At 69.3% G+C, this 24893-nt stretch carries 26 protein-coding genes; 11 read left to right on the plus strand and 15 right to left on the minus strand.

Annotated elements, in window-relative coordinates:
* Positions 1-218 precede the first annotated feature (218 nt).
* Positions 219-1748 carry a CehA/McbA family metallohydrolase gene (locus tag OH768_RS22280; protein ID WP_406456200.1) on the plus strand — a complete coding sequence of 510 codons (1530 nt, stop codon included), beginning with the start codon at positions 219-221 and terminating at the stop codon, positions 1746-1748.
* Positions 1749-1944: 196 nt separating this feature from the next.
* On the opposite strand, the gene OH768_RS22285 is transcribed toward OH768_RS22280, so the two are convergent.
* Positions 1945-2769, minus strand: a complete 825-nt coding sequence (locus tag OH768_RS22285) for an endonuclease/exonuclease/phosphatase family protein (protein WP_406456202.1) — start codon at positions 2767-2769, stop codon at positions 1945-1947.
* An 89-nt stretch (positions 2770-2858) separates the two neighbouring features.
* On the minus strand, positions 2859-3014 hold the full coding sequence (locus OH768_RS22290; RefSeq protein ID WP_406465399.1) for a zinc ribbon domain-containing protein: 156 nt from the start codon (positions 3012-3014) through the stop codon (positions 2859-2861).
* An 857-nt stretch (positions 3015-3871) separates the two neighbouring features.
* Here OH768_RS22290 and tnpA point away from each other — a divergent pair.
* Both tnpA and OH768_RS22300 read left to right on the plus strand, forming a co-directional pair.
* A complete protein-coding gene (gene tnpA, locus OH768_RS22295; RefSeq protein ID WP_406456204.1) occupies positions 3872-4300 on the plus strand; it encodes an IS200/IS605 family transposase in 429 nt (142 codons plus the stop codon).
* A gap of 145 nt (positions 4301-4445) precedes the next feature.
* A complete protein-coding gene (locus OH768_RS22300) occupies positions 4446-4838 on the plus strand; it encodes a nitroreductase/quinone reductase family protein (protein WP_406456206.1) in 393 nt (130 codons plus the stop codon).
* 42 nt (positions 4839-4880) lie between these two features.
* On the opposite strand, the gene OH768_RS22305 is transcribed toward OH768_RS22300, so the two are convergent.
* The 4 genes from OH768_RS22305 to OH768_RS22320 all read right to left on the minus strand — a co-directional run bounded on the left by OH768_RS22305 (position 4881) and on the right by OH768_RS22320 (position 10176).
* A complete protein-coding gene (locus tag OH768_RS22305; protein ID WP_406456208.1) occupies positions 4881-6356 on the minus strand; it encodes an aldehyde dehydrogenase family protein in 1476 nt (491 codons plus the stop codon).
* Entirely contained in the window at positions 6353-8074 is a 1722-nt protein-coding gene (locus OH768_RS22310; protein WP_406456210.1) for an amidohydrolase family protein, read from the minus strand. The genes OH768_RS22305 and OH768_RS22310 overlap by 4 nt, the downstream gene beginning before the upstream one ends.
* Positions 8075-8176: 102 nt before the next feature.
* Positions 8177-9295, minus strand: coding sequence for an LLM class flavin-dependent oxidoreductase (locus tag OH768_RS22315; RefSeq protein WP_406456212.1), 1119 nt, complete (start codon positions 9293-9295; stop codon positions 8177-8179).
* A gap of 110 nt (positions 9296-9405) precedes the next feature.
* Positions 9406-10176, minus strand: coding sequence for an SDR family NAD(P)-dependent oxidoreductase (locus OH768_RS22320; protein WP_406465400.1), 771 nt, complete (start codon positions 10174-10176; stop codon positions 9406-9408).
* A gap of 179 nt (positions 10177-10355) precedes the next feature.
* Between OH768_RS22320 and OH768_RS22325 the strand changes: the two genes are divergently transcribed.
* Together OH768_RS22325 and OH768_RS22330 are read left to right on the plus strand one after the other, a co-directional pair.
* On the plus strand, positions 10356-11090 hold the full coding sequence (locus OH768_RS22325) for a hypothetical protein (protein WP_388102103.1): 735 nt from the start codon (positions 10356-10358) through the stop codon (positions 11088-11090).
* A 61-nt stretch (positions 11091-11151) separates the two neighbouring features.
* Entirely contained in the window at positions 11152-11946 is a 795-nt protein-coding gene (locus OH768_RS22330) for a hypothetical protein (protein ID WP_406456214.1), read from the plus strand.
* 21 nt (positions 11947-11967) lie between these two features.
* Here the strand turns inward: OH768_RS22330 and OH768_RS22335 are convergent, their stop codons facing one another.
* The 3 genes from OH768_RS22335 to OH768_RS22345 form a co-directional block, all read right to left on the minus strand.
* Complete coding sequence (locus tag OH768_RS22335) at positions 11968-12618, minus strand: response regulator transcription factor (RefSeq protein WP_406456216.1); 651 nt, start codon at positions 12616-12618, stop codon at positions 11968-11970.
* Between the two features lie 103 nt (positions 12619-12721).
* A complete protein-coding gene (locus tag OH768_RS22340; protein ID WP_406456218.1) occupies positions 12722-13645 on the minus strand; it encodes an LLM class F420-dependent oxidoreductase in 924 nt (307 codons plus the stop codon).
* Positions 13642-14886 carry an amidohydrolase family protein gene (locus tag OH768_RS22345; RefSeq protein ID WP_406456220.1) on the minus strand — a complete coding sequence of 415 codons (1245 nt, stop codon included), beginning with the start codon at positions 14884-14886 and terminating at the stop codon, positions 13642-13644. The genes OH768_RS22340 and OH768_RS22345 overlap by 4 nt, the downstream gene beginning before the upstream one ends.
* 209 nt (positions 14887-15095) lie before the next feature.
* On the opposite strand from OH768_RS22345, the gene OH768_RS22350 reads away from it, so the two are divergent.
* On the plus strand, positions 15096-18047 hold the full coding sequence (locus tag OH768_RS22350) for a BTAD domain-containing putative transcriptional regulator (protein ID WP_406456222.1): 2952 nt from the start codon (positions 15096-15098) through the stop codon (positions 18045-18047).
* Between the two features lie 203 nt (positions 18048-18250).
* The gene (locus OH768_RS22355) at positions 18251-18460 is read left to right on the plus strand and encodes a hypothetical protein (RefSeq protein ID WP_406456224.1); all 210 of its coding nucleotides are present in this window, start codon (positions 18251-18253) and stop codon (positions 18458-18460) included.
* Positions 18461-18557: 97 nt separating this feature from the next.
* Here the strand turns inward: OH768_RS22355 and OH768_RS22360 are convergent, their stop codons facing one another.
* Complete coding sequence (locus OH768_RS22360) at positions 18558-18962, minus strand: ATP-binding protein (protein ID WP_406456226.1); 405 nt, start codon at positions 18960-18962, stop codon at positions 18558-18560.
* Complete coding sequence (locus OH768_RS22365) at positions 18959-19183, minus strand: hypothetical protein (protein ID WP_406456228.1); 225 nt, start codon at positions 19181-19183, stop codon at positions 18959-18961. The genes OH768_RS22360 and OH768_RS22365 overlap by 4 nt, the downstream gene beginning before the upstream one ends.
* A 138-nt stretch (positions 19184-19321) precedes the next feature.
* Between OH768_RS22365 and OH768_RS22370 the strand changes: the two genes are divergently transcribed.
* The 3 genes from OH768_RS22370 (at position 19322) to OH768_RS22380 (ending at position 20889) form a co-directional block, all read left to right on the plus strand.
* The gene (locus OH768_RS22370; protein ID WP_406456230.1) at positions 19322-20173 is read left to right on the plus strand and encodes a helix-turn-helix domain-containing protein; all 852 of its coding nucleotides are present in this window, start codon (positions 19322-19324) and stop codon (positions 20171-20173) included.
* The gene (locus tag OH768_RS22375) at positions 20154-20417 is read left to right on the plus strand and encodes a DUF397 domain-containing protein (RefSeq protein ID WP_406456232.1); all 264 of its coding nucleotides are present in this window, start codon (positions 20154-20156) and stop codon (positions 20415-20417) included. Before OH768_RS22370 ends, OH768_RS22375 begins: the two co-directional genes overlap by 20 nt.
* A 112-nt stretch (positions 20418-20529) precedes the next feature.
* On the plus strand, positions 20530-20889 hold the full coding sequence (locus OH768_RS22380; RefSeq protein WP_406456234.1) for a hypothetical protein: 360 nt from the start codon (positions 20530-20532) through the stop codon (positions 20887-20889).
* Positions 20890-20991: 102 nt separating this feature from the next.
* Here the strand turns inward: OH768_RS22380 and OH768_RS22385 are convergent, their stop codons facing one another.
* The 4 genes from OH768_RS22385 to OH768_RS22400 all read right to left on the minus strand — a co-directional run bounded on the left by OH768_RS22385 (position 20992) and on the right by OH768_RS22400 (position 23613).
* Positions 20992-21192 carry a hypothetical protein gene (locus OH768_RS22385; RefSeq protein WP_406456236.1) on the minus strand — a complete coding sequence of 67 codons (201 nt, stop codon included), beginning with the start codon at positions 21190-21192 and terminating at the stop codon, positions 20992-20994.
* Between the two features lie 58 nt (positions 21193-21250).
* Entirely contained in the window at positions 21251-21589 is a 339-nt protein-coding gene (locus OH768_RS22390; RefSeq protein WP_406456238.1) for an XRE family transcriptional regulator, read from the minus strand.
* The gene (locus tag OH768_RS22395) at positions 21586-21948 is read right to left on the minus strand and encodes a type II toxin-antitoxin system RelE/ParE family toxin (protein WP_406456239.1); all 363 of its coding nucleotides are present in this window, start codon (positions 21946-21948) and stop codon (positions 21586-21588) included. Before OH768_RS22395 ends, OH768_RS22390 begins: the two co-directional genes overlap by 4 nt.
* Before the next feature lie 66 nt (positions 21949-22014).
* Entirely contained in the window at positions 22015-23613 is a 1599-nt protein-coding gene (locus OH768_RS22400; protein ID WP_406456241.1) for a FadD3 family acyl-CoA ligase, read from the minus strand.
* 113 nt (positions 23614-23726) lie between these two features.
* Here OH768_RS22400 and OH768_RS22405 point away from each other — a divergent pair, with 113 nt between their 5' ends.
* On the plus strand, positions 23727-24875 hold the full coding sequence (locus tag OH768_RS22405; protein WP_406465402.1) for a lipid-transfer protein: 1149 nt from the start codon (positions 23727-23729) through the stop codon (positions 24873-24875).
* Positions 24876-24893 lie beyond the last annotated feature (18 nt).

Genomic DNA, 24893 nt, shown 5'->3' on the forward strand with positions numbered 1-24893 from the left:
GATCAGGCCAAAGAGGGGCGCCCGATTCGTTCCGGCCGGGCAGGTCGTTACACGGTGTCACTGGCAGTGGGAGCACTCCGCCCTCCCCCGTACCGGCTCCGGTTTCCCGACACCCGCCGATTCCCTTTCCTTGCACGGGAGTTCACAGCCGACTATCAGAGTCGTACGGGTCACCTCCGCACCGTCCCTGTCACCGACGACACCCCGGGAGCAGCAGCATGTGCGACGACGATCATGGAAACGGCTTCGACCGGCGCGCGCTGTTCGTGACGGGCGCCGCCGCCGCGCTTACGTTGGGAAGCGTGAGCTTCGCGAGCGGCGCCGAGGCCGCGGCAGACGGCGACCAGGAGAGCCGGACGGTACGGGGCGTCCTCCCGACCGGCTCGCCCGACTACGTGTACGTCCCCGTCGAGGTCCCGTCGGGGGTCCGCGAGTTCAAGGTGGCGTACACCTACGACAGACCGTCCGTCCCGGTCGGCACCCAGGGCAACGCCCTCGACATCGGCGTCTTCGACCAGCACGGCACCGGCCTCGGCGGCCGGGGCTTCCGGGGCTGGTCGGGCGGGGCGCGCACGGAGTTCTTCATCCGCGCCGACGACGCGACGCCCGGCTACCTCCCCGGCCCGGTGCACGCCGGCACCTGGCACATCGCGCTGGGCCCCTACACGGTGTCCCCGCAGGGACTGTCGTACGAGCTCACGATCACACTCGGCTACGGCGAACCGGGCGCCGCCCCGCGACCGGTGTATCCGCCGGAGCGGGCGAAGGGGCGGGGCCGGGACTGGTACCGGGGTGACTGCCATCTGCACTCCTGGTACTCGGACGGGCGCCGCACCCCCGCCGAGATCGCGGCGCTGGCGCGGGCGGCGGGCCTGGACTTCATCAACACGTCAGAGCACAACACCCATTCCTCGCATCCCCATTGGGCCTCGGAGGCGGGCGACGACCTGCTCGTCCTGCTCGGCGAGGAGGTCACGACCCGCAACGGTCACGTGGTCGCCCTCGGCACCGAGCCCGGCACGTTCGTCGACTGGCGGTACCGGGCCCGCGACAACCGTTTCGGCCGGTTCGCCCGCGAGATCCGCCGCTCCGGCGGCCTGGTCGTACCCGCGCATCCGCACGCCACCTGCATCGGCTGCGCCTGGAAGTTCGGCTTCGGGGAGGCGGACGCGGTCGAGGTGTGGAACGGCCCCTACACGCCCGACGACGAGCTGGCCCTGGCCTCCTGGGACGCGACCCTCGTGGCCTCCGTCCGGGAGAACCGGGAGTGGCTCCCGGCGATGGGCAACAGCGACGCCCACCGCGCCCCGGACGCGGTCGGCCTGCCCCAGACCGTCGTTCTGGCCGACGACTTGACGAGGGAGGCGATCCAGGACGGTATTCGGGCGGGGCGTTCCTATGTCGCCGAGTCGAAGAACGTCTCGCTGGCCTTCACTGCGACGGGGACGAAGGGCGAACACGCCGGTATCGGCGAGCGGTTGGAGGTGGCCGCCGAAACCCCGGTCACGGTACGGCTGGAAGTCACCGGCGCCCCACGCTGCACCGTCCGCCTCGTGACCGACCAAGGCGTGCTGTTCACCAGCGATCCACTGCCGGTCGCGGGCGCGGGCACCGTGGAATGGCGGACGACTCCGGCCTACGCGGCTTACGTACGGGCCGAGTTGAGGCATGAGACGGCGGCGGGGGTGGTACCGGGGGCGCTGGCGGCGTTCACGAATCCGATCTTCCTGGGCGACGCCGGACAGTGAGCCAGGGGCTCAGCGAGCGGGCGGCTCCTGGTCCGGTGGTCGGCTGAGGAGCCGCCTGGACAGCCGACTCGTCGCTCCGGGTCTCGGCACACGGGGGACGAGCGCGACCCAGGCCATGCCGACGATCTCGGATCGGCGGAGTCGGGCCACGAACGCCAGGTGCCGGCGGTGTCGTACCCGTGCGCCTGGCTGATCCTCACGAGGTGAGCCGGTCGCTCAGGTCGACGACAACGGCCGCGTGATCCGTCGGCCACACCCCGTCGACCGGCCCGTCCCCCGCCCGCCGTACGCCCCGCACATGCCCGGGCCCGCCCTTCCCCGTCGGCACCACGAAGACGTAGTCGATACGGACGCTGGGCCCGAACGTGCCCGCCACGTAGGGATTCGCGAGGTCCCAGGTGGCGGAGGGAGCACCCGGCTCCGCGAAGTCCCAGGCGTCGATGAGGACTTGGCCGGGCACGGGCGGTGCCGCCCTGTAGCCGCCGAAGAGGCGGACCTCGTCGGAGTCCGGCCAGGCGTTGAAGTCGCCGGTGACGACGGGCGGGAACGGGCCGTCGCCGGTGTGCGCGGCGACGAACTCGGCGAGTGCGGTGACCTGTCGGCACCGTACGGCCGAGGCCTCGGTGGCGGAGGAGAGATGGACGGTGAAGAAGGGCACGCGGTGGCCCGGCGCGTCCAGTGCCGCGTACAGCGCGAGCCGGCCGCCGTCCCCGTCGCCCGGCGGCAGCGGCAGTACGGCCCGCTCGGCGACGGGCCAGCGGCTGAGGATCGCGTTGCCGATGCCGACGGTGGGGTCGCCGAGGCGCCGCTGCCAGAACCCGGGGTCGTGAGAGGCTCCCCAGGTCCAGTGCATACCGAGCTCACCGGCGAGCCACGCGGCGAGATTCGTACCCTCGGCGTCCCACACCTCCTGCAACCCGACGACATCGGGCCGCAGTTCACGCAACACGGCGAGAATCGCCTTCTGCCGGGCCTCCCAGGGCCCGTACCGCCACCACAGATTCCATGTCACCACGCGCACGGGATCAGTCAACTTGACCTGGCCCTGAAGAGCCAGGCTTGGAGGCAGTGCCCAACTGGCTGCTGGGTTGGCTCCTCCGTCCAGACACCCTATGGGGTGGCAGGGACGCGTGACTCACGCCCCGCGTTCCACACGATCTCGCCGCGTTGGCCGATTACGTGGGAAGCATTCCGGTCGGCGTGGGCAACGACCCCGCACCTCCGGCAGACAAAGAGGGCCTGGTCGACCCGGTTCTTCTTCTCGATGTGATGGCACTCAGCGCATTCCTGGACGAGGTGCGTTCAGCCTCGGTCACGATCTTCTTCGAGATAATGTGGTTGACGTTCGAAGCGTGCCGCTGTTCCTTGCGGCGCCGGTTCTTGAGCCGCCTTTTGGCGGACTTGGTGCCCTTGGCCTGGAGTTTGCGGCGCAGATCACGGTGTCGCTTGCGGCGCCTGTTCAGATCCCGCCCGGCCGCTCGGTAGCCGGTGCTGGTGGTGGCGATGTTGGCAATACCGAGGTCCACGCCGATAAAACCATCAGGCTCATACCGCTCGGCCTCGGGTACCTCGCAGGTGGCGATCAGCAACCACACGCCGTTACGGTGGACGAGATCACTCTCGCCCTTGCGGTGCTCGGCGATGAGCTTGAGGGCCTGGCCGGAGCAGGCGAACCGCACACCCCGGATACGTCCGGCGGTGGTCCAGATGCTTACGGTCTGCTCGTCGATCTGCCAGCTGAGACAGCGATCGTCGTACGGCTGCCCCGCATCCGGTCGGAAGGTGACGGGCTTCGATCCGGCCTTGTGGCGGCGCTTGGAGCCTTCCTTGCCAAGGTTCCCGTTGCGGATGTTCGCCTTCAACGTCGTATAGGCGTCGGCGACCTTCCGCACCACATGGAGCGCCGGTTGCGCCGACAGTCCCCGGCCTTTCAGGTCCCGGTAGGCAAAGCCCTGCAACGCCTTGCGCGAGGTCTCACCCCGCTCGTGGGCCTGGCCGGAGAGCCAGTTCGCCGCGTCGTTGCAGGCGTGCAGGGTGCACCCCAGTGCCGACGCCACTTCCGGCGTCGGCAGGAGGCGAACCTGCACGACGATCTTCACACAAGCCACCATAGCATCGTGTCTATGTCACCACGATGGGAACCAAACCCTGATATCCGCAGGGGCCGTAGCGTCATCTACACCCTCCACGTGCATCTGGTCTTCGTACCGAAACACCGGAGTGGCATCTTCACCGCTGAGATCCTGACGCGCTGCGAGGAGATCATGCGGGAGGTCTGCGCCAAGGCGAACGCCGAGCTGCGCGAGTTCAACGGCGAACGCGATCACGTGCACCTACTCATCCACTACCCGCCGCAGGTCAAACTGTCCGCCCTGGTCGGCTCACTCAAAGGCGTCTCCGCGCACTACCTGCGCAAGGAGTACGCCGATCACATCCGCAAGTACCTGTGGGGCGCGCACTTCTGGTCACCCTCGTACTTCGCAGCGTCTGCCGGCGGCGCACCCCTCGCTGTGGTGAAGGAGTACATCGAGAGCCAGAAGCGCCCCGATTGACGCAGACAGTGCGGACCCGTACCTCCAGCACGGGTCAGAGCCGCCGAGACAAGCCATTCCTCCCGAGCCCTGGCAGGCCGGGATTCCTGGCTAGATCATGTTGAAGTCCACGGACACAGCCAGCCGACAGGAGATCCGGAAACCGATGCCGAGCACCCCCGAGTCCAAGTACCGCAATATCACGAGATTCCAGCGCCTGCTGAACTCCCTCACCCGCCGTCTCCCCACCCAGACCGTCCTGGAGACCACCGGTCGCGTCTCCGGCCAGCCGCGCCGCACCCCGCTCGGCGGCCGCCGCATCGGCGACACGTTCTGGCTGGTATCGGAGTTCGGCGAGCTCTCCCAGTACGTCCGCAACATCAAGGCGAACCCGGAGGTCCGGGTCCGCATCATGGGCCGCTGGCACACCGGCACGGCCCACCTCCTCCCCGCCGACGACCCCCAGGCCCGCCTGCGCAGCCTGCCCCGCTTCAACAGCGCGGCGGTGAAGGCGATGGGGTCGAGTCTGCTGACGGTGCGGGTGGATCTGGACAGGTGACAGTGGGCGGGGGATTCGGCCCGGCGGGCGGGGGGCCTGGCGTCACCCCGGCCACACGATCGCCTGTACCTCGCTGTACGCGTGCAGCGCGTACGAGCCGACGTCCCGGCCGACGCCGCTCTTCTTGAAGCCTCCGAACGGTGCCTCCATGTTGCGGCCGACCGTGTTGACGCCCACCCCGCCGGCCCGCAGCAGCCGCGCCACCCGGAACGCCCGGGCCACGTCCCCCGACCACACATAGTCGATGAGGCCGTAGTCGCTGTCGTTGGCGAGGGCGATCCCTTCCTCCTCGGAGTCGAAGGGGACGACCACGACGACCGGGCCGAAGATCTCCTCGCGGACCACTCTCATCTCGGGCCCGCAGTCGGCCAGGACGGTGGGGGCGACCAGGAATCCCGGTCCGGTGGACGGGCGTTCGCCGCCCGCGACGACCACCGCGCCTTCCTTGCGGCCCAGTTCGACGTACGACTCGACGCGCTCCCGATGCGCCGCCGAGATCACCGGTCCGACCACCGTGTCCGGCGAGCGCGGGTCCCCGACCTTCAACCGACCCGCGTAAGCAGCCAGTTGCTCAACAACCCTGTCGTACACGCCCCGTTGGGCCAGCACCCGTGTCGGCGCCGTACAGATCTGCCCGCTGTAGAAGGAGAAGGTCGTGCCGATACCGGAGACGGCGGAGGCGAGGTCGGCGTCGTCGAAGACGACCGCCGCGCCCTTGCCCCCCAGCTCCATCAACTGCCGCTTCATGCCCCGCCCGCACACCTCGGCGATCCGCTGCCCGACCGCCGTGGAACCAGTGAAGCTGACCATGTCGACGTCACCGGACTCGACCGCGGCCTCCCCCACCTCCACCGACTGCCCGTTGACGACGTTCACGACCCCGCGCGGCACCCCGGCCGCCTCCAGCGCCTCGGCCATCCGGTAAACGGACAAGGGGTCCTGCGGCGCCGGTTTCACGACGACCGTGTTGCCCATGGCGAGAGCGGGGGCGATCTTCCCGGCAGGGTTGGCCCACGGATTGTTGTACGACGTGATGCAGGCAACAACACCCACCGGCTGCCGCACGGCGAGCGCGCCCATGACAGCCGCCCGTCCGAACGGCCCCGCCTCGTTGACCTGCGGCGCGATCGCCCACTCGGCCGGCTCCACGGTCGCGTACCGCCGGAACCGGGCGGCGGCCACCCCCACCTGCATGCCCCGCGCGGTCCCGGTCGTGGCGCCGGTCTCCGCCTGGGCGAGTTCGGCGTACGACACGAGCCCGCCCCGGATGATGTCCGCGGCCCGCCCGAGAATCGCCGCACGCTCCCCGGCCGGCGTACGCGACCACGGCCCGAAGGCTTCCCGGGCAGCGGCGGCAGCGGCGAACACCTGCCCCCGCGAGGCCTCGGGCGCCCACCCCACGGTCTCCTCGGTGGCCGGATCGACCACGGCGTAATGCCCGCCGTCCGGCTCGACCCACTCCCCCCCGACGAACAACCGCTGCCCGTCGGCGACTTGAGAACCGGCTTCGGAACTCACTTGGTGCTCACCGTCCTGGTGTCCCGCCCCGACCGCAGGACCCGCCCCGGCACGTTCCCGCTCACCACCTCGTCCCGGATGGCCTCAACTCCGTTGACCCACACGGCCCGTATCCCGATCGCCTTGGAGTCGAGACGCGGACTGTCGCCCGGCAGGTCGTGCACCAGGGTGGCCTTGCCGGCGTCGATCCGTTCCGGGTCGAAGAGCACCAGGTCCGCATGCCAGCCCTCCCGCACCTGCCCCCGCTCCCGCAGCCCGAACAACCGAGCCGGATCATCGGTGAGCATCTTCACCGCCTGCTCCAGCCCCACCAGCTTCCGCCCCCGCACACAGTCCCCGATGAACCGGGTCGTGTACGGCGCCCCGCACATCCGATCCAGATGCGCCCCGGCATCGGACCCACCGAGCAACACGTCCTCGTGCTGCCAGGTCTCGGCGCGCAGGGCCCAGGAGGCCGGGTCGTTGTCGGAGGGCATCGGCCACAACACGGTCCGCAGCTCGTCGGCCGCACAGATCTCGACCAGACACTCGAAGGGCTCCTGCCCCCGTTCCGCGGCGATGTCCTTGACCACCCGCCCGGTCAGCCCCTCGTTGGCCTCGCTGTACGTGTCCCCGATCACATACCGTCCGAAGTTCGCGAGCCGCCGGAAGACCCCGGCCTCCTTGCTGTTCGCCCGCAGCAACATCTGGGCCCGTACGCCGGGTTCGCGCAGCGTGGCGATCCGCTCCGGCACGGGCAGGCTCAGGATCGGCCCCCACCCGGGTATCAGGTTCAGCGCGCAGAAGGTGCCGAGGGACATGTTCATCGGCGTGAGGATCGGCATCGTCAAGGCGACGACCCGCCCCCCGGCCTTCCGAGCCCGCTCACTCGCGAACAACTGCCGTGGCACCCGCTCGGGCACTGCCGCGTCCACGGTCAGCACGTTCCAGTTCAGCGGCCGTCCCGCCACCGCGCTCATCTCGACGAACAGATCGATCTCCGCGTCACTGAACTGATCCAGACACCCGGCGACGATCGCCTCGATCTGCGTCCCCTCGTGCTCCCCGACGGCCCGTGAGAGGGCCAGCAGTTCCTCCGGGCGGGCGTGCCGGGAGGCGACCGGCTGTCCGTCGCCGTCCGAGTGGGTAGTGGACTGGGTGGTGGAGAAACCCCAGGCGCCCGCGTCCATGGCCTCGTGCAACAGCCGTACGATCTCGGCGAGTTGCTCCTCACTGGGCTGCCCGCCGACCGCGTCCGGCCCCATCACGTACCGGCGCAGGGCGCAATGCCCCACCATGAACCCGGCGTTGACCGCGATCCGCCCTTCGAGCGCGTCCAGATACTCCCCGAACCCACGCCAGCTCCAGGGCGCCCCCTCCTCCAGCGCGACCAGCGACATCCCCTCGACCTTGGACATCATGCGGCGCGTGTAGTCGGCGTCCTCCGGTTTCAGTGGCGCGAGGGTGAACCCGCAGTTCCCGGCGGCGACCGTCGTCACCCCATGGTTGAGGGAGGGCGTCGCGTACGGGTCCCAGAAGAGCTGGGCGTCGTAGTGGGTGTGGGGGTCGACGAAGCCGGGTGCGAGCACGAGACCGTACGCGTCCTCGGCGGTACGGGACTCCTCGGTGATCGTGCCGATCGCAGCGATACAACCGTCACGTATCCCGACGTCGGCGACGAATGCGGGCGAGCCGGTCCCGTCAACAACCGTCGCCCCTTTGATGACGTGATCGAGCACAGCCTTGCCTCCTCAAGCATGCGATGCGCTGACCGACCTGCTTTTAGGGGCGCAGGGAACTGCGCGACCAGGCACAACGCACCCGCACCCCGCAACGAGACCTCAAGCCGCCTGACGGAACCGCGTAGTCCGGTGAACAGGATCCGTATCGATCTTCGGAATCACGTGCTCCCCGATCAACCGAATCGTCTGCAACGTCTCCTCCTTCGGCACCCCCACCGGCAACCCGAAGCTCAACTGATCCGCCCCGGCCTGCTCCCACCGCTTGCACTGCGTGAGCACCTCGTCCGGGTCACCGCAGATCAACAGCTCCTCCTCCACGAGGAGTTCGACGAACTCCGGCGTGTACTCCGGCAACGTCTCCGGCCACACAGGGAACCCCTCGGGCCGAGGGAACGTGTCGTGGTACCGGAACACCAGCGAGGGCAGATAGTGCAACCCCCCACTCGTGGCGATCCGGATCGCCTCGTCGTGCGTGGGCGCACAGATCGCCGTAGTCGTCACCATCACGTTGTCGTTGACGAACGCCCCTACCGGCTCGGCGTTCACGATCGCCGTCTTGTACTGCTCCAGCACCCACTCCATGTCGGAGACCTTCTGGATGCTGAACCCGAGGACGCCCAGCCCCTTCCGCGCGGCCATGGCGTACGACGGAGGCGACCCGGCGGCGTACCACATCGCGGGATGCGCCTTCCCGTACGGCTTGGGGAGGATCTTGCGCGGCGGCAGCTGCCAGTGCTTGCCCTGGAAGCCGACGTACTCGTCCTGGAGCCACATCTTGGGGAACTCGGCGATGGTCTCTTCCCAGATCTCCTTGGTGTAGTTCATGTCGGTTACACCAGGTATGAACCCGAGAATCTCATGGCTGCCCGCACCCCGCCCGCTGCCGAACTCGAAGCGGTTGTTGGAGAGATGGTCGAGCATGGCGACCTTCTCGGCGACCTTCACCGGGTGGTTGACCTGGGCGAGAGGGTTGAAGATCCCCGACCCCAGGTGGATGCGTTCCGTCGCGTGGGCGAGGTAGCCGAGGAAGACGTCGTTCGCCGAGAGGTGCGAGTACTCCTCCAGGAAGTGGTGCTCGGACGCCCAGGCGTACTTGAAACCGGACTTGTCCGCCTGGATGACGTACTCGGTCTCCTCCATCAGCGCCTTGTGCTCGGCCAGCGGGTCCGTTTCGGCACGCTTGCCCACGTATCCCTGTACAAAGAGCCCGAATTCCAAGGAGGTTCACCGTCCCAAGTCCAGGTGGTCCCTATGAGTGCTACGACTTTCTGACGTAGCGTCAGATTCGTCAATAGATGACGCCCCGTCAGATACCTCGGATGCTGCCGTCAGATGACACTGACCCCCGCCAGCCAGCCCCCGTCGATCACGAACGGCTGCCCGGTGATGTACGACGAGTCGTCCGATGTCAGAAACAGCGCGAGGCGGGCGACCTCCGCCGGCTTCCCGATCCGGCCGAGCGGCACGAGCTTGCGGTACAGCTCGTCGAGGGCCCGGGACATCTCCTCCGCGTCGGCGTCCGGGTCGAGTTGGGCCGGGTTGGACATCGCGGTGTCGATGGCGCCGGGACACATCGCGTTGACCCGTATCCGCCGGCTCGCCAACTCCAGCGCGGCAACCCGGGTGAGCCCGAGGATCGCGTGCTTGGTCGCCGCGTACGTCCCCACTGCCGCCATCCCCGTCACCGCCGTGTACGAGGCCGTGTTGACGATCGTGCCGCCGTCCTCCATCGCCGCCGCCACGGTCTTGATCCCGAGGAAGCAGCCCACCTGATTGACCCGCACGACCTGCATGAACTCCTCAAGCGGCGTGTCCACAAGGGAGTTGAACCGCAGGATCCCCGCGTTGTTGACCAGCCCGTCGATCCGCCCGTACGCCTCTTTCGCGGCCCCCACGGCGGCCCCCCAGTCCGCCTCCTCGCCGACATCGAGATGCACATAGGACGCGCCCAACTCCTTCGCCAGCGCCTCCCCTTGCTCATCCAGCACATCCGCTACGACGACGCTCGCACCCTCCGCCGCGAACAGCCGCGCCTCCTGCTCCCCCTGCCCGCGCGCCGCTCCGGTGACCAGAACGACACGCCCGTCCAGCTTGCCCATGCGGGCCTCCTCGGGATCGGTGGATGCGGGCATCGTAGCGCCGTATCTGACGAAGCGTCAGATGGAGGGAAGGGCGCCTTGCACAACAGAGTGGCCTTGCACAAGCACACTTGAAGTGACCGCGGAGTAGGGACATTTGACCCTGGCCATACCTCGGCTTGACTCCAACAATTCCGGGTATGGCAAAGCGGAGATTGCGCAACAGGAAAGTCAGGTATGTCGCGATCGGCGCGGCACTCGCCACCGGCGGAGTGGTCGTCGCCCTGCTTCCGTCGGCGAACGCGGCCGACGCGAAGACACCGGACCAGATCATGACCATGTGCGAGAGGTCGGCGGTGGTCAACGGCGAGAAACGGTCGGTGGAGGATTTCGGCGGCGCCTTCGCGGACGGTTTCCAGGCCGACAACTGCGATTACGTCGAGACGAACTTCGAGACCTTCGACGGACCCACCGAAAAGGCGTCCATCGACTTCCCGAACTGCGAGCCGAACGCCACCGATCCGGCCAAGGTCTCCATCACCTGGTCGTCGACATCGGCTCAGGGCCAGGGCAAGTACGTCTCCACCCAACAGGGCGCAGCGGGCGGCCTCTTCGGATTCCTCAGCGGGTCCTGGAGCAAGCACAAAGGCACCCTCGACATGACGGTGAAGTCGGCGACGGCCGGTGACACGGAGGCGCGGGACGTGCCGGTCGGCAAGGTGCTCCACATGGAGTTCACGCCGAAGCTGCAGCGCATGACCGGCGAATGGCGGGTGCGCATCGACGCCCGGGAACAGACCACCGTCCTGCCCGCCAGCCCGGAGCAGAACTTCGTGGCACCGGACGTCGTCGAGGGACCGGTCATCCTGCCGGGCGCCGCAGGAGCGCCCGGGGTCGTGGACGGCACCTCCAAGGCGGTCCTGGAGGACTGCTGAGCCACCGGCCGACCCTCACGAACCCGCAGCTCAACTCCCTTACACCCCACAGGAGATACCCATGTCCCGGACCGGCCGCAGCAGAAGCCACCGGAGCAAGAAGAAGCGCGTCACCCTGATGCTGGCCCCGGTGGCGGCGCTCGCGGTGATCGTCCCGCTGATGAACCAGGCGAACGCCGCCACTCCGTCCGAAGTGACCGCCGACTGTTCCGCGGACTCCGACAAGCTGGCCGACTGCCAGTTCGTCGACGTCCAGTTCAAGGCGAACAGCCTCGGACCCAACGAACGCGTCTCCCCGGTGAGCGACAACTGCGGTTCCACGAGCACCGCGACGAAGACCTTCAACGTCAGCACGTCGGTGACGCGCACCCTCCAGGTGGAGGAGGGAACCGTCACCGAGGCCGGCACGAAACTCGGGAACTCGCTCTTCGAAATCGGCCTGGAATTCAGCACGTCGACCATCAACATCACGCGTGACGACAAGACGACCACGCTGGCGTTCAGCCGGACCGACACCGTGCAGGCGGACAGCACCGCCTTCTTCATGTGGTCCGCCAAACGCACCGATGTCAGCGGATTCCTGAAGGCCACGTACAAGGAGGCGCAGGACGGCCAGACGGTGTTCTTCGCGCCGAGCGAGGGCGCCGCGACCGTGCACGTCTTCTATCCGCAGATCCTGAACAACGGAACGCCCGACGGGCGGCTCTGGCTGCGGAACGTGAAATGCGGCACCGCCGAGGCCGACAGCGCGCTGAATTCGACGAAGGCCCTCCAGGACGAGGAACCCGGATTCGGTGAGGGCGGCGCCAATGTCACCGACGTGGAAATACCGCTGACGGAGGTCCCGGCACCCTGATCCGGCGCCTCCGGATGGTTCTCAGGTGCGAAGCACGGGCGTGGCTCCCAGCCACCGCAGGACCGCGTCCGTGCCGCTCCTGGCGTCCAACTTGGCATAGATGTTGCTGAGGTTGTTGCGCACGGTCTTCTCGCTCAGCCGTAATCGCTGCCCGATCTGCTGTGCGCCCAGGCCGGTCGACAACAGCTCCATGATCTGCTGCTCGCGCGGTGAGAGCAGCGCCCGAAGCCGCTCCATGGCGTCGTCGGTCGCGGCCATCCGCCGGGCGCCCTCGCGCAGGGCGGCGGTCGCCGACGGAGAGAGGTAGGTGTGCCCGACGGTGGCCGCCACCATCGCCGAGGACATCATCTCGGGGCAGTGGTCGCCCTCGACCAGATAGCCCGCTCCGGCCCGGAACACCTCGACCACCGCTTCGGTGTCCTGGCGCGGACTGACCACGAGCGCCGGGACACTCCGGGTGCGGAGAACCTCCAGCAGCCCCGGAAAGGACGCCGCCGGGTCCTCGCAGTGCAGCACGACGACGTCCGCCGCGGTCTCCGCCAGCCCGTGGAAAGGCGGGGCGACATGCACCACACGGTCCACGTACGGATCGTCCGGGGCCGGCCAGTCCTCGTGCGGCCAGGTGACCCCCGCTGAGGCCACGGCAACTACGAGTCGCTCGGAGGATCGCACTTCGGGGGTCCTTCCGCCGGAGCCATGACGTCCGTACGTCCATACATACGCGGCTCGGCGTGACCGTGTTCAAACAGGTTGTGATCACAGGGACAGGCCGTGGTCAGAGCAGGGGCCCCACCTCGGTGCCGAACTCCGTTATCTGGTCGGTGAGTTCGGCGCGGTCGCGGCAGCGGAACCGGACCTGGATCCGGTCCACGCCCATCGCCCGGTAGGCGCGCAGCGACTCGGCGAGCGCTTCGGGGGTTCCGGTGAGCGTGCGCCGCCCGACCTCCCACCCCGGATCGCCGACGTACAGCGGCTCGGTGATGGCCCCGAACATGAACGGCCCCTGGAGGGCGGCCTCTTCGCGCAGTCGCCGTATCCGCTCGATCTGCGCGGGCAGCCGGTCGCGCGGATCGCCCTGCGGCAGCCAGCCGTCCGCCTTGAGGGCGGCCCGGCGTACGGCGGCGGGTGAGGAGCCGCCGACCCAGAGGGGGATGTGTTCCTGGGCCGGGCGGGGCCGCTGTCCCAGCCCCTCGAAGTCGTACAACTTGCCGTGGTGCTCGGGGAATTCGTCCGGGCCGAGAGCGGCGCGCAAGGCGTCGATCGACTCGTCGAGGACGGGCCCGCGCCGGTCGAAGTCGACGCCCAGCGCCTCGAACTCCTCCCGTACGTGCCCGGCGCCGACCCCGAGGAGCAGCCGGCCGCCGCTGAGGTGGTCGAGGGTGGCGTACTGCTTGGCGGTGATCAGCGGGTGCCGCAGACCGACGACCGCCACGTGGCTGAGCAGTTGGACCCGCTCGGTCACGCCCGCCAGGAAGGCGAGGGTGGCGACGGGGTCGTACCAGATGGTGCTCATGGCGGCGGCGAGGCGGCGCGGGACGCCGACGTGGTCGCAGCCCGCGATGTAGTCGAAGCCGGAGCGGTCGGCGGCGCGGGCGATCTCGACGAGGTCGGCGGGGCCGGCGTCGGCCTCCCAGGGTTCGGCGTAGATGGTGCTCTGGGACTGGACGGGCAGCTGGATGCCGTAGGCGAGGCCGCTCATTGGGGCCCGCCCCACAGACCGTCCGGCGTCAGGCCCAGCAGGTCGATCGCGTTGCCCCGGACGATCCGCTCGACCACGTCGGGTGCCAGGTGCCCCATCTGTGCCTCGCCGACCTCGCGGGACTTGGGCCAAGTGGAGTCGGAGTGGGGGTAGTCGGTCTCGTACAGCACATTCCCGACGCCTATGGAGTCGAGGTTCTTCAGGCCGAAGGCGTCGTCGAAGAAGCAGCCGTAGACGTGCTCGGTGAAGAGTTCGGACGGCGGGCGGTGGACCTTGTCGGCGACGCCGCCCCAGGCGCGGTTCTCCTCCCAGACCACGTCGGCGCGCTCCAGGATGTAGGGGATCCAGCCGATCTGGCCCTCGGCGTACATGACCTTGAGGTCGGGGAAGCGTTCGAACTTGCCGCTCATCAGCCAATCCACCATGGAGTAGCAGCAGTTGGCGAAGGTGATGGTGGAGCCGACGGCCGGCGGGGCGTCGGCGGAGGTGGAGGGCATACGGCTGCTGGAGCCGATGTGCATGGCGATGACCGTGCGGGTCTCGGCGCAGGCCTGGAGGAACGGGTCCCAGTCGTCGGTGTGGATCGAGGGCAGGCCGAGGTGCGGGGGTATCTCGGAGAAGGCGACGGCGTGGACGCCGCGGGCCGCGTTGCGGCGGACCTCGGCGGCGGCCAACTCCGGGTCCCAGAGCGGGATCAGAGGGAGGGGGATCAAGCGGCCCTGCGCCGCCGGGCCGCACCACTCCTCCACCATCCAGTCGTTGTAGGCGCGGACGCAGAGCAGTCCCAGCTCGCGGTCGGCCGCCTCGGTGAACGTCTGGCCGCAGAAGCGCGGGAAGGTGGGGAAACACAGCGCGGACTGGACGTGGTTGACGTCCATGTCGGCGAGCCGGGACGGCACGTCGTAGGAGCCGGGACGCATCTGCTCGTAAGTGATGACTTCGAGCTTGATCTCGTCCCTGCTGTAGCCGACGGCGGTGTCGAGGCGGGTGAGCGGGCGGTGCAGATCCTCGTACACCCACCAGTCGCCGATCGGTCCGTCGTCGCCCGGTTCGCCCATGACGGGCTTGAACCGGCCGCCGAGGAACGTCATTTCCTTCAGCGGCGCGCGGACTACGCGCGGGCCGGTGTCCAGGTACTTCTTGGGCAGCCGGTGCTGCCAGACGTCGGCGGGCTCCACGGTGTGGTCGTCGACGGAGATGATCAGAGGGAGGGTCGCCTGGTCGGTGTTCTGGGTGTCCATGGCGCCACGGTAGCGCCGATCTGACGACCCGTCAGCTAGCTGGATCCGGGTTCGGGGTGCTCGGTTCTGTGCGGAACTGTGCGTGAGCCGTGTGAGGGCCTTGTGATATCCCGCGCGGCGACCTGTGAGCGCTGTCTCCGAGTGCTGACGCGACCGCCGCCGACAAGGCAAACTGTCGTAGTTATCAGGCATGCCTAGGGGGAACGGCGATGGACGGTGGACCGCGAGTACCGGAGCAGCGGCGCCCCGACTCCGACTCGGAAGAGTCGACGGCGCTGCGCTTCAGCGTGCTCGGTCCGGTACGTGCCTGGCGGGGCCCCGATTCCCTCGCCACCGGCTCGCCGCAGCAACGCGCCCTGCTGGCCGCGCTGTTGCTGCGCGAGGGCCGGACGGCGACCGCCGCCGAGCTGATCGACGCCCTGTGGGGGGAGGAACCGCCCTCGCAGGCGCTGGCCGCGGTGCGTACGTACGCGTCCCGGCTGCGCAAGGCGCTGGACGCCGGGGTGCTGGTCAGCGAGTCGGGCGGGTACGCCGTACGGGGCCTGCCCGAGGGCGCGTTGGACGCGGCGGTGGCGCAGGACCTGGCGACGGAGGCGGAGAAGGCGAAGTCGGCGGGCGACCTGTGCCACGCACGGGACCTGCTGGGCCGCGCGCTCGCCCTGTGGGACGGGGAGGCGCTGGCCGGCGTACCCGGCCCCTACGCGGAGGCGCAGCGCGTCCGGTTGGAGGAGTGGCGCCTCCAACTCCTCGAATCCCGGCTGGACATGGACCTGGAGCAGGGCTGCCACGCGGAGGCGGTCAGCGAGCTGACGGCCCTCACGGCGGCCCACCCGCTGCGCGAACGCCTCCGTGAGCTGCTGATGCTCGCGCTGTACCGCTCCGGCCGCCAGGCCGAGGCCCTCGCGGTGTACGCCGACACCCGGCGCCTGCTCGCCGACGAACTGGGCGTGGACCCGCGTCCCGGCCTGCGCGAACTACAGCAGCGCATTCTTCAGGCCGACCCCGGCCTCGCGGAACCGTCCGCACCGGCGGCGGAGACCGCGCCCGCACCGGTCCGCCCGCACCAACTCCCGGCGACGGTCCCTGACTTCACCGGCCGCGCCGCCTTCGTATCCGAACTGAGCGAGGTCCTGGCCTCGGCCGAGGGCCGCGTCATGGCGGTCTCGGCGCTGGCCGGTATCGGCGGCGTCGGCAAGACGACCCTCGCGGTGCACGTCGCCCACCAGGCCCGATCCGCCTTCCCCGACGGCCAGTTGTACGTCGACCTCCAGGGAGCGCGCTCCCGCTCCGCCGAACCGGAGACCGTACTCGGCGCGTTCCTGCGGGCGTTGGGCACCGCGGACTCCGCGATACCGGACTCGCTGGAGGAACGGTCGGCGCTGTACCGGTCGGTGCTGGACGGCCGCCGGGTGCTGGTGCTGCTGGACAACGCGCGGGACGCGGCCCAGGTGAGGCCGTTGCTGCCGGGGACGGAGGGCTGCGCGGCGCTGGTGACTTCGCGGGTACGGATGGTGGACCTGGCGGGTGCCCATCTCATCGACCTCGATGTGATGTCCCCCGAGGAGGCGTTGCAGCTCTTCACGAAGATCGTGGGCAGTGAACGGGTCGCGGCCGAGCGGGAATCGGCCCTTGACGTGGTCGCGGCGTGCGGCTTCCTGCCGCTGGCGATCCGCATCGCGGCCTCCCGGCTCGCGGCCCGCCGCACCTGGACGGTCTCGGTCCTCGCGGCAAAACTCGCCGACGAGCGGCGGAGGTTGGACGAACTCCAGGCCGGCGACCTCGCCGTGAAGGCCACCTTCGAGCTGGGCTACGGCCAGTTGGAGCCGGCGCAGGCGCGGGCGTTCCGCCTGCTGGGCCTCGCCGACGGCCCCGACATCTCCCTCGCCGCGGCAGCGGCCGTACTGGACCTGCCCGTCGAGGCGACCGAGGACCTGCTGGAGTCCCTCGTCGACACGTCGCTGGTGGAGTCGGCGGCTCCGGGGCGATACCGGTACCACGACCTGGTGCGGCTCTACGCGCGTGCGTGCGCCGAGCGGGACGAGTGGCCGCCCAGCGAGCGGGATGCGGCGATCTCTCGGTTGCTGGACTTCTACTTGGCGACGGCGGCGGGGGTCTACTCGATCGAGCGTCCGGGCGACCGGCTGGTGAACCACCTTGAGGCCACCCAGCATCCCGGACTGACCTTCACCGAGGGCAAGACCGCCGTCGACTGGCTCTACTCCGAGGCCAACTGCCTGCTGGCCTGCGTACGTCAGAGTGCCGGAAGCGGAATGCTCCGGCGGGCGGTCGACCTGCTGTGGGTCGCCAAGGACCTCGCGGAGTCCGGCGCCAACTCCTACCAGTACGAGACGATCGCCGTGGCACTGCGGGACCTGGCCCGGGAGACCGGTGACCGCCGGGCCGAGGGGCGTGCGCGTACGGCGCTGACCAACGCCCTCATGGTCTCCGACAAGTTCGCGCAGGCCGATGAGGAAGCCCGGCTCGCCATCCTGCTGGCCCAGGAGACGGGAGACCTCGCCCCGTGCTGCTGGGCGCCGAACGACCGGGGAATCATCGCCTTCTACCAGGGGCGCAACGCCGACGGCGAGAAGTACCTCCAGGAGGCGATAGACAACTACCGGGCCGACGGGAATCTGCCGGGCGAAGGCAGCGCCCTGTGCAATCTCTCGCGGATCCGCGTACGGCTGGGTCGTACGAGAAGCGCCATCGAACTCGCCCGGCGCGGAGTCGCCATCTACGACCAGCTGGGCATGACCGTCCGCCTCGCCAACAGCCGGCTCGCGCTCGGCATCGCCCTCAGCGCGGCCGGTCAGCACAGCGAGGCCCTGGAGGAACTCCACGAGGCGCTGCGGCTCTTCCGGACCAACCGCCAGCGGCTCTGGGAGGGCTCCGCGAACTTCCGTATCTCCGAGGCCCATCTCGCCGACGGCCACCCGGCGCTCGCCGCACAGCACGCGGAGCAGGCGCTGGCCCTGCGCGTCATCGGGGGCGACTGGATGCGCGCCAACGTCCTCACCACGCTGGGGCTGGCGCTCAACCAGCTCGGGCAGACGGACCGGGCCAGGGCCTGCTGGACCGAGGCACTCAGCATCCACGAGGAGCACGGCGCTTCCGAGGCCGAGCAGGTGAGGGCGCTGCTCATCCCGGCCGCGGCCGCCTGATCCGGGCGCCGGGCCGCCGTTCATTGTTTGTTTATCGCAGGCCGCCATGCTCATGAGTGCTGATCCGCCGCCTCGGGGGGCAAGCGGCTCAGCGCCTGGCCCCACCATTAAGGTGAACGGCCTTGTAGTGCCCGCCCGGCGGCCCTCGGGGGAGTCTCCGGGCGGGCCTCATCATCAGGACGTTCGACAGGAAGTTGCCGACGATGAGCGATAGCTCGAAGAAGCAGAAGATAACGACGCTGGAGAACCACGCCGGGAGCCCGGACGACGGGTCGACTGTCGAGCCGCTGGAGAACCACGCGGGCAGCGTCACCGAGAGCGAGATCATCAAGCCGCTCGAAAACCACGCCGGCCTCATCGAAGAAGCGGTCCTCAAGCCTCAGGAGAACCACGCCGGTTCCGAAGAGGCATAGCAGGCATCGCCCGACACGGGGGATCGGCCGCGGCGGCACCGAGGGGGAGCCGTCGCGGCCGAGGTGTGTCCGGGGGCCGGCAGCCGGTCTATGCAGGTCAGCACCCTTCCGCCAGTTCGCACCAGACGGTCTTGCCCGCCACCGCCTGCTCCACTCCCCACCGCAACGCCATCGCGTCCAGCAGGGCGAGGCCGCGCCCGGACTCGGCGTCGCCCGTGGCGCGGACGAGCACGGGAAGAGCCCGCGGATCGGGGTCGGTGACCTCCACCCGCGTACGGCCGTCCACGCGAGCCACCCGCACTCGGACAGGCGTGCCCTCGCCCAGATGCCGGATGACATTGCCGACCAGTTCCGTCACACAGAGCTGGACGTCGGCGCAGGGGGCGTCCAAGTACTGGCGCACGGTCCGCCGAAGCTCGGGGACGGCCTTGGGGAGGGCCAGCAGAGCGAGTTCGAGATGTCCGGGAAGTTCGGCGGGACGTTCGGGGTGAAGGGTGTTCACCGTACGGCCGCCTTCTGGAGTACGGCCGTGAGCCTGCGCGCGGTGGCGGCGTTGCAGTTGCCGAGTGCGACCAGCCCCGCCGGCGGCGCGTACGTCCCCGCGAACCCCGGCAGGTCGGTGCGGAGGGAGGGCAGGGTGATGCCGTGGGCCGCGAGGGCGGTGCGGAGTTCGCCGACACAGCTATCCAAGTCGGCGGCGGTGGGGGGCTGGTGGTCGGGCATGAGGTACGCCTTCCGTCTTCGGGTTTCTTCACTCGTCGATGCTTTCCGTGACGATTCAGTCACACGGTGACGTGAAGCCGCGTACCGTAAAAGAGGTTTGAGTTGCGCCCGGTAACTGGCAAATGGCGGTGGTGAGTTGTGCCCCCTCGTAAGGATCCCGACGCGTCGGCGAACGTCCCCTCCTTCTACGGCGCCGAGTTGCGCTTCAAGAGGGAAGAGGCCGGCCTCACGCTCGAACAGCTGGCGGAGGGAAGCTTCCGGGGCATCCCGTTCCTGAGTCAGATCGAGCGGGGCGAGCGGCGCATGCCGTTGGATCTGGCCCAGCACGTCGACAAGGTGCTCGGTACGGACGGGTTTTTCGAGCGGCGCTGTGAAGACGCCCGCAAGGCGAAGCAGTCGGGGCACGCGGAGTATTTCGCGGATGTCGCGGAGATGGAGAAGCACGCGGAGTCGATCGAGGACTGGGCGCCGGCGCTGCTTCCGGGGCTGTTGCAGACGGAGGCGTATGCCCGGCGGGTCATTCAGAGCGGAGCCCCGTGGTTTCCTCCGGAGGACGTAGAAAAGCAGTTGAAGGCTCGTATGGAACGCGCGAAGCTTTGGGGGCGGGGCGACCGTCCAGCGTTCTGGGCGGTCCTGCGCGAGGAACTGATCCGAAAGCCCCTGCTGCCGTCCGAGGAGATGGCGACCCAGTTGGAGCACATCGCGCACACGATCCGCTCCACGCAGGGCGTTCTGCAGATCCTCCCGGAAACGGCCGTGGCCTACCCGCTCATGATGGGCATGATCCGGGTCATGACCTTCCCGGACGCGCCGCCCGTGGTGTACACGGAGGGCCTCCACAGCGGCCAACTGATCGACTATCCGGCCCTCGTGAAGGACTACCGCAGGTCGTACGATCTGCTCAGGGCCGCGGCGCTACCGCCGGACACGTCCCTGGCCATGATCGAGCAAGCGGCGGAGGATCACAGAAATGGCAAGCACAGGGCCTGACTTGAGCACCGCGGTGTGGCGCAAGAGCAGCTACAGCAACAGCAGCGGCGGCGACTGCGTCGAGGTCGCCACGCTGTGGCGTGCCAGCAGCTACAGCAACGCTACCGGCGGCGAATGCCTCGAAGTCCGCGACGACCTCCCCGACGCCGTCCCCGTCCGCGACTCGAAGGCCGCCGAGGAAGGCCCCGTGCTCCTCTTCCAGGCCCCGGTCTGGACCGCCTTCCTCACCTCCCTGAAGCGCTGAACGCCCCACTCCAGGTCCCAGACGCACCCCTGCTCCTGCCCGAACACTCTGCGTAGTCACGCGACCCTGTCGTACCGTGGCCGAAGCACGCACGGTCCGTGGACGGAGCAGGATGACCGCACACCACATCGAGCCCGGGGAGCCGCTCATTCCCCGGCCCGAGCGGACGCCCGCCGCCCTTCGAGTGGCACTGGCTCAGGTGGCCCCTCACCGGCTGCCCGACATGGAGCGGCAGAAGGACGAGGCCATCGCCCTGGCCGCACGCGCCGGCAGCCTCGGCCCCATCACCCAGTTCCTCGAAACGTGGGCCGAGGCGATCGAGATCGCGAGGATCCCCCCTGCAGCCGCGCGGCTGCGGTCGGCGGAGTACACGGCGCAGAGCGTCGACCGCGACAACCCGGCCTGGCGTGACGCCATGAACGAGATCCACACCCTCCACGCCAGGGCCCGGGAATCACTCGTCCGTGAGTAACTGGCACTGGGAGCCGACGAGATCGTACGAGCGACCGAAGCCCCGTCCCCCGGCACGAGTGCGTCTACGTTCTCCAGGTCACCATGTGGCCCGCGTAATCCCTCACCGCCCCTGCGGGTCCTCCTTCACCGCCTTCCCGCTCGGGTTCCGCGTCCCGAAGGCGTCGGCCACGTCGTCCGGCAGGTCGTCGAAGTCGTCGGCCAGCTGAATCCGCCCGCGAAGCGAGCCCCGGCCCGTCCGTCTGGCCTTGGGCCGCAGGGGGGCCACCTTGGCCACCGGCTCACCGGCTTCGCTGATCGCCACGTCCAGCTCGCCTCCCTGGCTCACTCCACACTGTCCTGCTACGGCTGTCTGCCACAGGTCACGCGACCGTGTACTGGGTATCTCCGAAGTCCGCCACCACACGCAGCCGACCACCCAGCGCCTCGACATAGGACCGCAGGGTGGACACCTCCGTGCGGTCGATCTCACCGTGCTCGATCGCCGAGATCCGGGGTGTGGAGACACCCATGGAGTCCGCGATGTCGCGCTGGGTGAGGTCCTGCTCGCGGCGGATCTCCGCCAGCTTGTAGGCGCGGACCTCGGCAAGGAGGCGGTCCATGTCGGCCCGCTTCTCCTCGGGAGTCCGTACCGGCAGCCCAGCGGCTCTCCGGCGCTCGTCGGCCCGGCGCTTGGCTTCCTCCCAGCTGACAGTGCTCATTCGTACTCCCTCGTGTCCAACTCGGTGATGTGGTTCCGGTAGTGCTTCTCGGCGATGGGGATGTTGGTGTCGTACCAGCCGCTCCAGTTTCCCGCCTTGTCACCAGCGACGAGCAGGACAGCCCGGCGTACCGGGTCGAAGGCGAACAGGATCCTGACTTCACTGCTCCCCGATGATCCGGGTCTCAGTTCCTTCAGGTGGTGCTGTTCGGCACCCTTGATCCGGTCGACGAGCGGTCGACCGAGCGCGGGGCCGCAGTACGCCAGTGCGTCGATGGCATCTTCCACTCGATCCGCGCTGTCAGGGTCAGCTGCCGTCAGCTCCCCGAACCACGTCGCCACTTCCGCGACGAGAACCACTTCCCATTGAGCTATGCAGCGGAAATTAACGCAAGCGTTAACCCGTGTGGCGAAATCGCCACTCCGTCACCCGAAAGTGGTGGGGCCGTGCCCCCGCAGCTCCCCCTTGACCACCTTCCCGCTAGCGTTCCGAGGCAGCTCCCCCACGAACTCCACCACCCTCGGCACCTTGTAGTTCGCCATCTCCCGCCGGGCCCAGGCGATCAGGTCGTCGCCCGTCAGGGTCACTCCCGGCCGCCGTACGACGTACGCCTTCCCGACCTCCCCGAGCCGCGCGTCCGGTACGCCGATCACCGCGACGTCGGCCACATCGGGATGCAGGCCCAGCAGCTGCTCTATCTCCGCCGGGTACGCGTTGAAGCCGCCGACGATGAACATGTCCTTGATCCGGTCGGTGATCCGGAGGTTGCCCGCCTCGTCCAGCACCCCGACATCCCCCGTGCGCAGCCAGCCGTCCTCGCCCAGGACCTCCGCCGTGGCCGCCGGGTCCTCGTAGTAGCCCCGCATGACATTGAAGCCGCGCACCAGCACCTCGCCCGGGGAGCCGGGAGGGGCCTCCACCCGGACCTCGGTCCCCGGGATCGCGCGCCCCGACGTGGACGCGATGACCACCGGATCGTCCCCCCGCCGGCACATCGTCACGATGCCGCTGGCCTCCGAGAGGCCGTACGCCGTCAGGACCGTGCCCACGCCCAGTTCGCCCCGCAACCGCTCCACCAGCCGCAGCGGCACCACCGCCGCACCCGTGACCACGAGCCGCAGCGCGGAGAGGTCGTGCGTGTCCCGGGCCGGGTGGTCGAGGAGGGACTGGTGGAGGGTGGGCGGGCCGGGGAGGACGGAGACCCGTTCCGCGGCGATGTTCGCCAGCACCGTGTCCACGTTGAACACCGGCTGCGGGATCATCGTCGCGCCCCGCATCAGACAGGCGATCACGCCCGCCTTGTAGCCGAAGGTGTGGAAGAGCGGGTTCACGATCAGATAGCGGTCGCCCTGCCGCAGCCCGGCCAGGTCGCTCCAGATCTCGTAACCGCGGAGTGTCTGCGCGTGCGTGATCACCGCGCCCTTGGGGCGGCCCGTCGTGCCCGACGTGAAGATGATGTCCGAGACCGTCGAGCCGTCCAACTCCCGTTCCCGTTCCCGTACTTCCGCCTCGCCCACACCCTCCCCGCCCGCCAGGAAGTCCTTCCAGGTGCGGAAGTCGGCCGGCGCGTCGTCGGCGAGGACCACGACCTGCTCCAGTGCCGGGAGTCCGGGCAACGGGCCGTCGCCCGCCCCCTCCCCCGCCGCCCGGCGCAGCGAGGCCACGTACGACGTCCCCAGGAACGTCCCGGTCACGAACAGCAGTCGGGCCCCGCTGCCGCGCAGCACATACGCCGCCTCGGTCCCCTTGAAGCGCGTGTTCAGCGGCACCAGTACCGCGCCCGCCGACACCGCGCCCAGTGCCGAGACGATCCAGTCCAGCGAGTTCGGCGCCCAGATGCCGACCCGGTCGCCGACCTCGACACCGGCGGCGAGGCAGGCCGCCGCCGCGCGTTCCACCCGGGCGCCCAGTTCGGCGTACGAGATCCGTGTACGGCCCTCCACCACCGCCTCGGCGTCCGCGTACCGTTCCGCGGCCGACCGGACCAGGCCCGGGATGCTGCCCCACTCCTCGTCTCCGCGCATGAACGGCCTCCCTGTACCCGGTAGCTGACTGCCCGTCAGATTAGCTGTAGCCTGACGCCCTGTCAGCTGCCCCGGTGTCACGCGGAGGTGCACGGAGAATGGCCGGACAGCGCATGGCCGGACTGAAGGACGCAACCGCGATCGTCGGCATCGGACAGACCTCCTTCGCCAGGCAACTCCCCGAGGACGAACGGACCTTGGCCTGTCGTGTCGTACTCGACGCCCTCGACGACGCGGGCATCGCCCCGGGCGAGGTCGACGCCCTCGCCTCCTACACGATGGAGGAGACCGACGAGGTCGAGCTCGCGAAGGCGGTCGGCTTCGGGGACCTGACCTTCTTCAGCAAGGTCGGATACGGGGGCGGTGGTTCATGTGCGACCGTCGCCCACCTCGCCACCGCCATCGCCGCCGGGCAGGCGACCGTGGGGGTGGCGTGGCGGTCGCGGAAGCGGGGCAGCGGGGCGAGACCCTGGACCAACACCACCCGCCAACTCCCCACCCCCGCCCAGTGGACCCGCCCTTTCGGACTTCTCCGGCCGGCGGATGAAATAGCCATGCTCACGCGCCGCTACATGTACGAGTACGGCGCCACCCGGGACCACTTGTTCAACGTCGCCCTCGCCTGCCGGAACCGCGCCAACCAGAACCCGGCCGCGATCATGTACGACCGCCCGCTCACCCGCGAGATGTACATGACCTCCCGCTGGATCAGCGAACCCCTCTGCCTCTTCGACAACTGCCTTGAGACGGACGGGGCGTTGGCCTGTGTCGTCGTCTCGCGCGAGCGGGCCCGGGACTGCCGGCGCACCCCCGTCCACATCCACTCCGCCGCCCAGGGCCTCCCCGCCCAGCACCACGGGATGGTCAACTACTGGAACGACGACCCCCTCACCGGCCCCGCCTGGACCGCCGCCCGACACCTGTGGAAACACGCCGACTTCACCCCGCAGGACGTCGATGTCGCCCAGATCTACGACGCGTTCACCGCCCTCGTCCCGCTCTCCCTGGAGGGCTACGGCTTCTGCGGGCGCGGCGAGGGGGGCGCCTTCACGGAGGGGGGTGCTCTTGAGATCGGCGGGCAGCTCCCCCTCAACACCAGCGGCGGCGGGCTCTCCGAGGCCTACGTCCACGGCTTCAACCTGATCAACGAGGGCGTACGGCAGCTGCGCGGCACCAGCACCGCCCAGGTCCCGGATGCCGCCACCTGCCTGGTGACGGCGGGCGAGGGCGTCCCCACCTCCGCCCTGCTGCTCACGAAGTGAATTGAAACGAGGAGTTGA

It is taken from the genome of Streptomyces sp. NBC_01622 (assembly GCF_045209635.1).
In the GTDB taxonomy this organism is placed as follows: Bacteria; Actinomycetota; Actinomycetes; order Streptomycetales; family Streptomycetaceae; genus Streptomyces.

Excerpts from the sequence above, each read along its gene's own strand:
- OH768_RS22365 (WP_406456228.1), bottom strand. The coding sequence starts at position 19,183 with ATGCCCGACCACCAGCCCCCCACCGCCGCCGACTTGGATAGCTGTGTC.
- OH768_RS22320 (WP_406465400.1), bottom strand. The coding sequence starts at position 10,176 with ATGGGCAAGCTGGACGGGCGTGTCGTTCTGGTCACCGGAGCGGCGCGC.
- OH768_RS22340 (WP_406456218.1), bottom strand. The coding sequence starts at position 13,645 with ATGAGCGGCCTCGCCTACGGCATCCAGCTGCCCGTCCAGTCCCAGAGC.
- OH768_RS22345 (WP_406456220.1), bottom strand. The coding sequence starts at position 14,886 with ATGGACACCCAGAACACCGACCAGGCGACCCTCCCTCTGATCATCTCC.
- OH768_RS22375 (WP_406456232.1), top strand. The coding sequence starts at position 20,154 with ATGGCAAGCACAGGGCCTGACTTGAGCACCGCGGTGTGGCGCAAGAGC.
- OH768_RS22300 (WP_406456206.1), top strand. The coding sequence starts at position 4,446 with ATGCCGAGCACCCCCGAGTCCAAGTACCGCAATATCACGAGATTCCAG.
- OH768_RS22380 (WP_406456234.1), top strand. The coding sequence starts at position 20,530 with ATGACCGCACACCACATCGAGCCCGGGGAGCCGCTCATTCCCCGGCCC.
- OH768_RS22400 (WP_406456241.1), bottom strand. The coding sequence starts at position 23,613 with ATGCGCGGAGACGAGGAGTGGGGCAGCATCCCGGGCCTGGTCCGGTCG.
- OH768_RS22355 (WP_406456224.1), top strand. The coding sequence starts at position 18,251 with ATGAGCGATAGCTCGAAGAAGCAGAAGATAACGACGCTGGAGAACCAC.
- OH768_RS22405 (WP_406465402.1), top strand. The coding sequence starts at position 23,727 with ATGGCCGGACTGAAGGACGCAACCGCGATCGTCGGCATCGGACAGACC.
- tnpA (WP_406456204.1), top strand. The coding sequence starts at position 3,872 with ATGTCACCACGATGGGAACCAAACCCTGATATCCGCAGGGGCCGTAGC.
- OH768_RS22390 (WP_406456238.1), bottom strand. The coding sequence starts at position 21,589 with ATGAGCACTGTCAGCTGGGAGGAAGCCAAGCGCCGGGCCGACGAGCGC.
- OH768_RS22330 (WP_406456214.1), top strand. The coding sequence starts at position 11,152 with ATGTCCCGGACCGGCCGCAGCAGAAGCCACCGGAGCAAGAAGAAGCGC.
- OH768_RS22280 (WP_406456200.1), top strand. The coding sequence starts at position 219 with ATGTGCGACGACGATCATGGAAACGGCTTCGACCGGCGCGCGCTGTTC.
- OH768_RS22350 (WP_406456222.1), top strand. The coding sequence starts at position 15,096 with ATGGACGGTGGACCGCGAGTACCGGAGCAGCGGCGCCCCGACTCCGAC.
- OH768_RS22325 (WP_388102103.1), top strand. The coding sequence starts at position 10,356 with ATGGCAAAGCGGAGATTGCGCAACAGGAAAGTCAGGTATGTCGCGATC.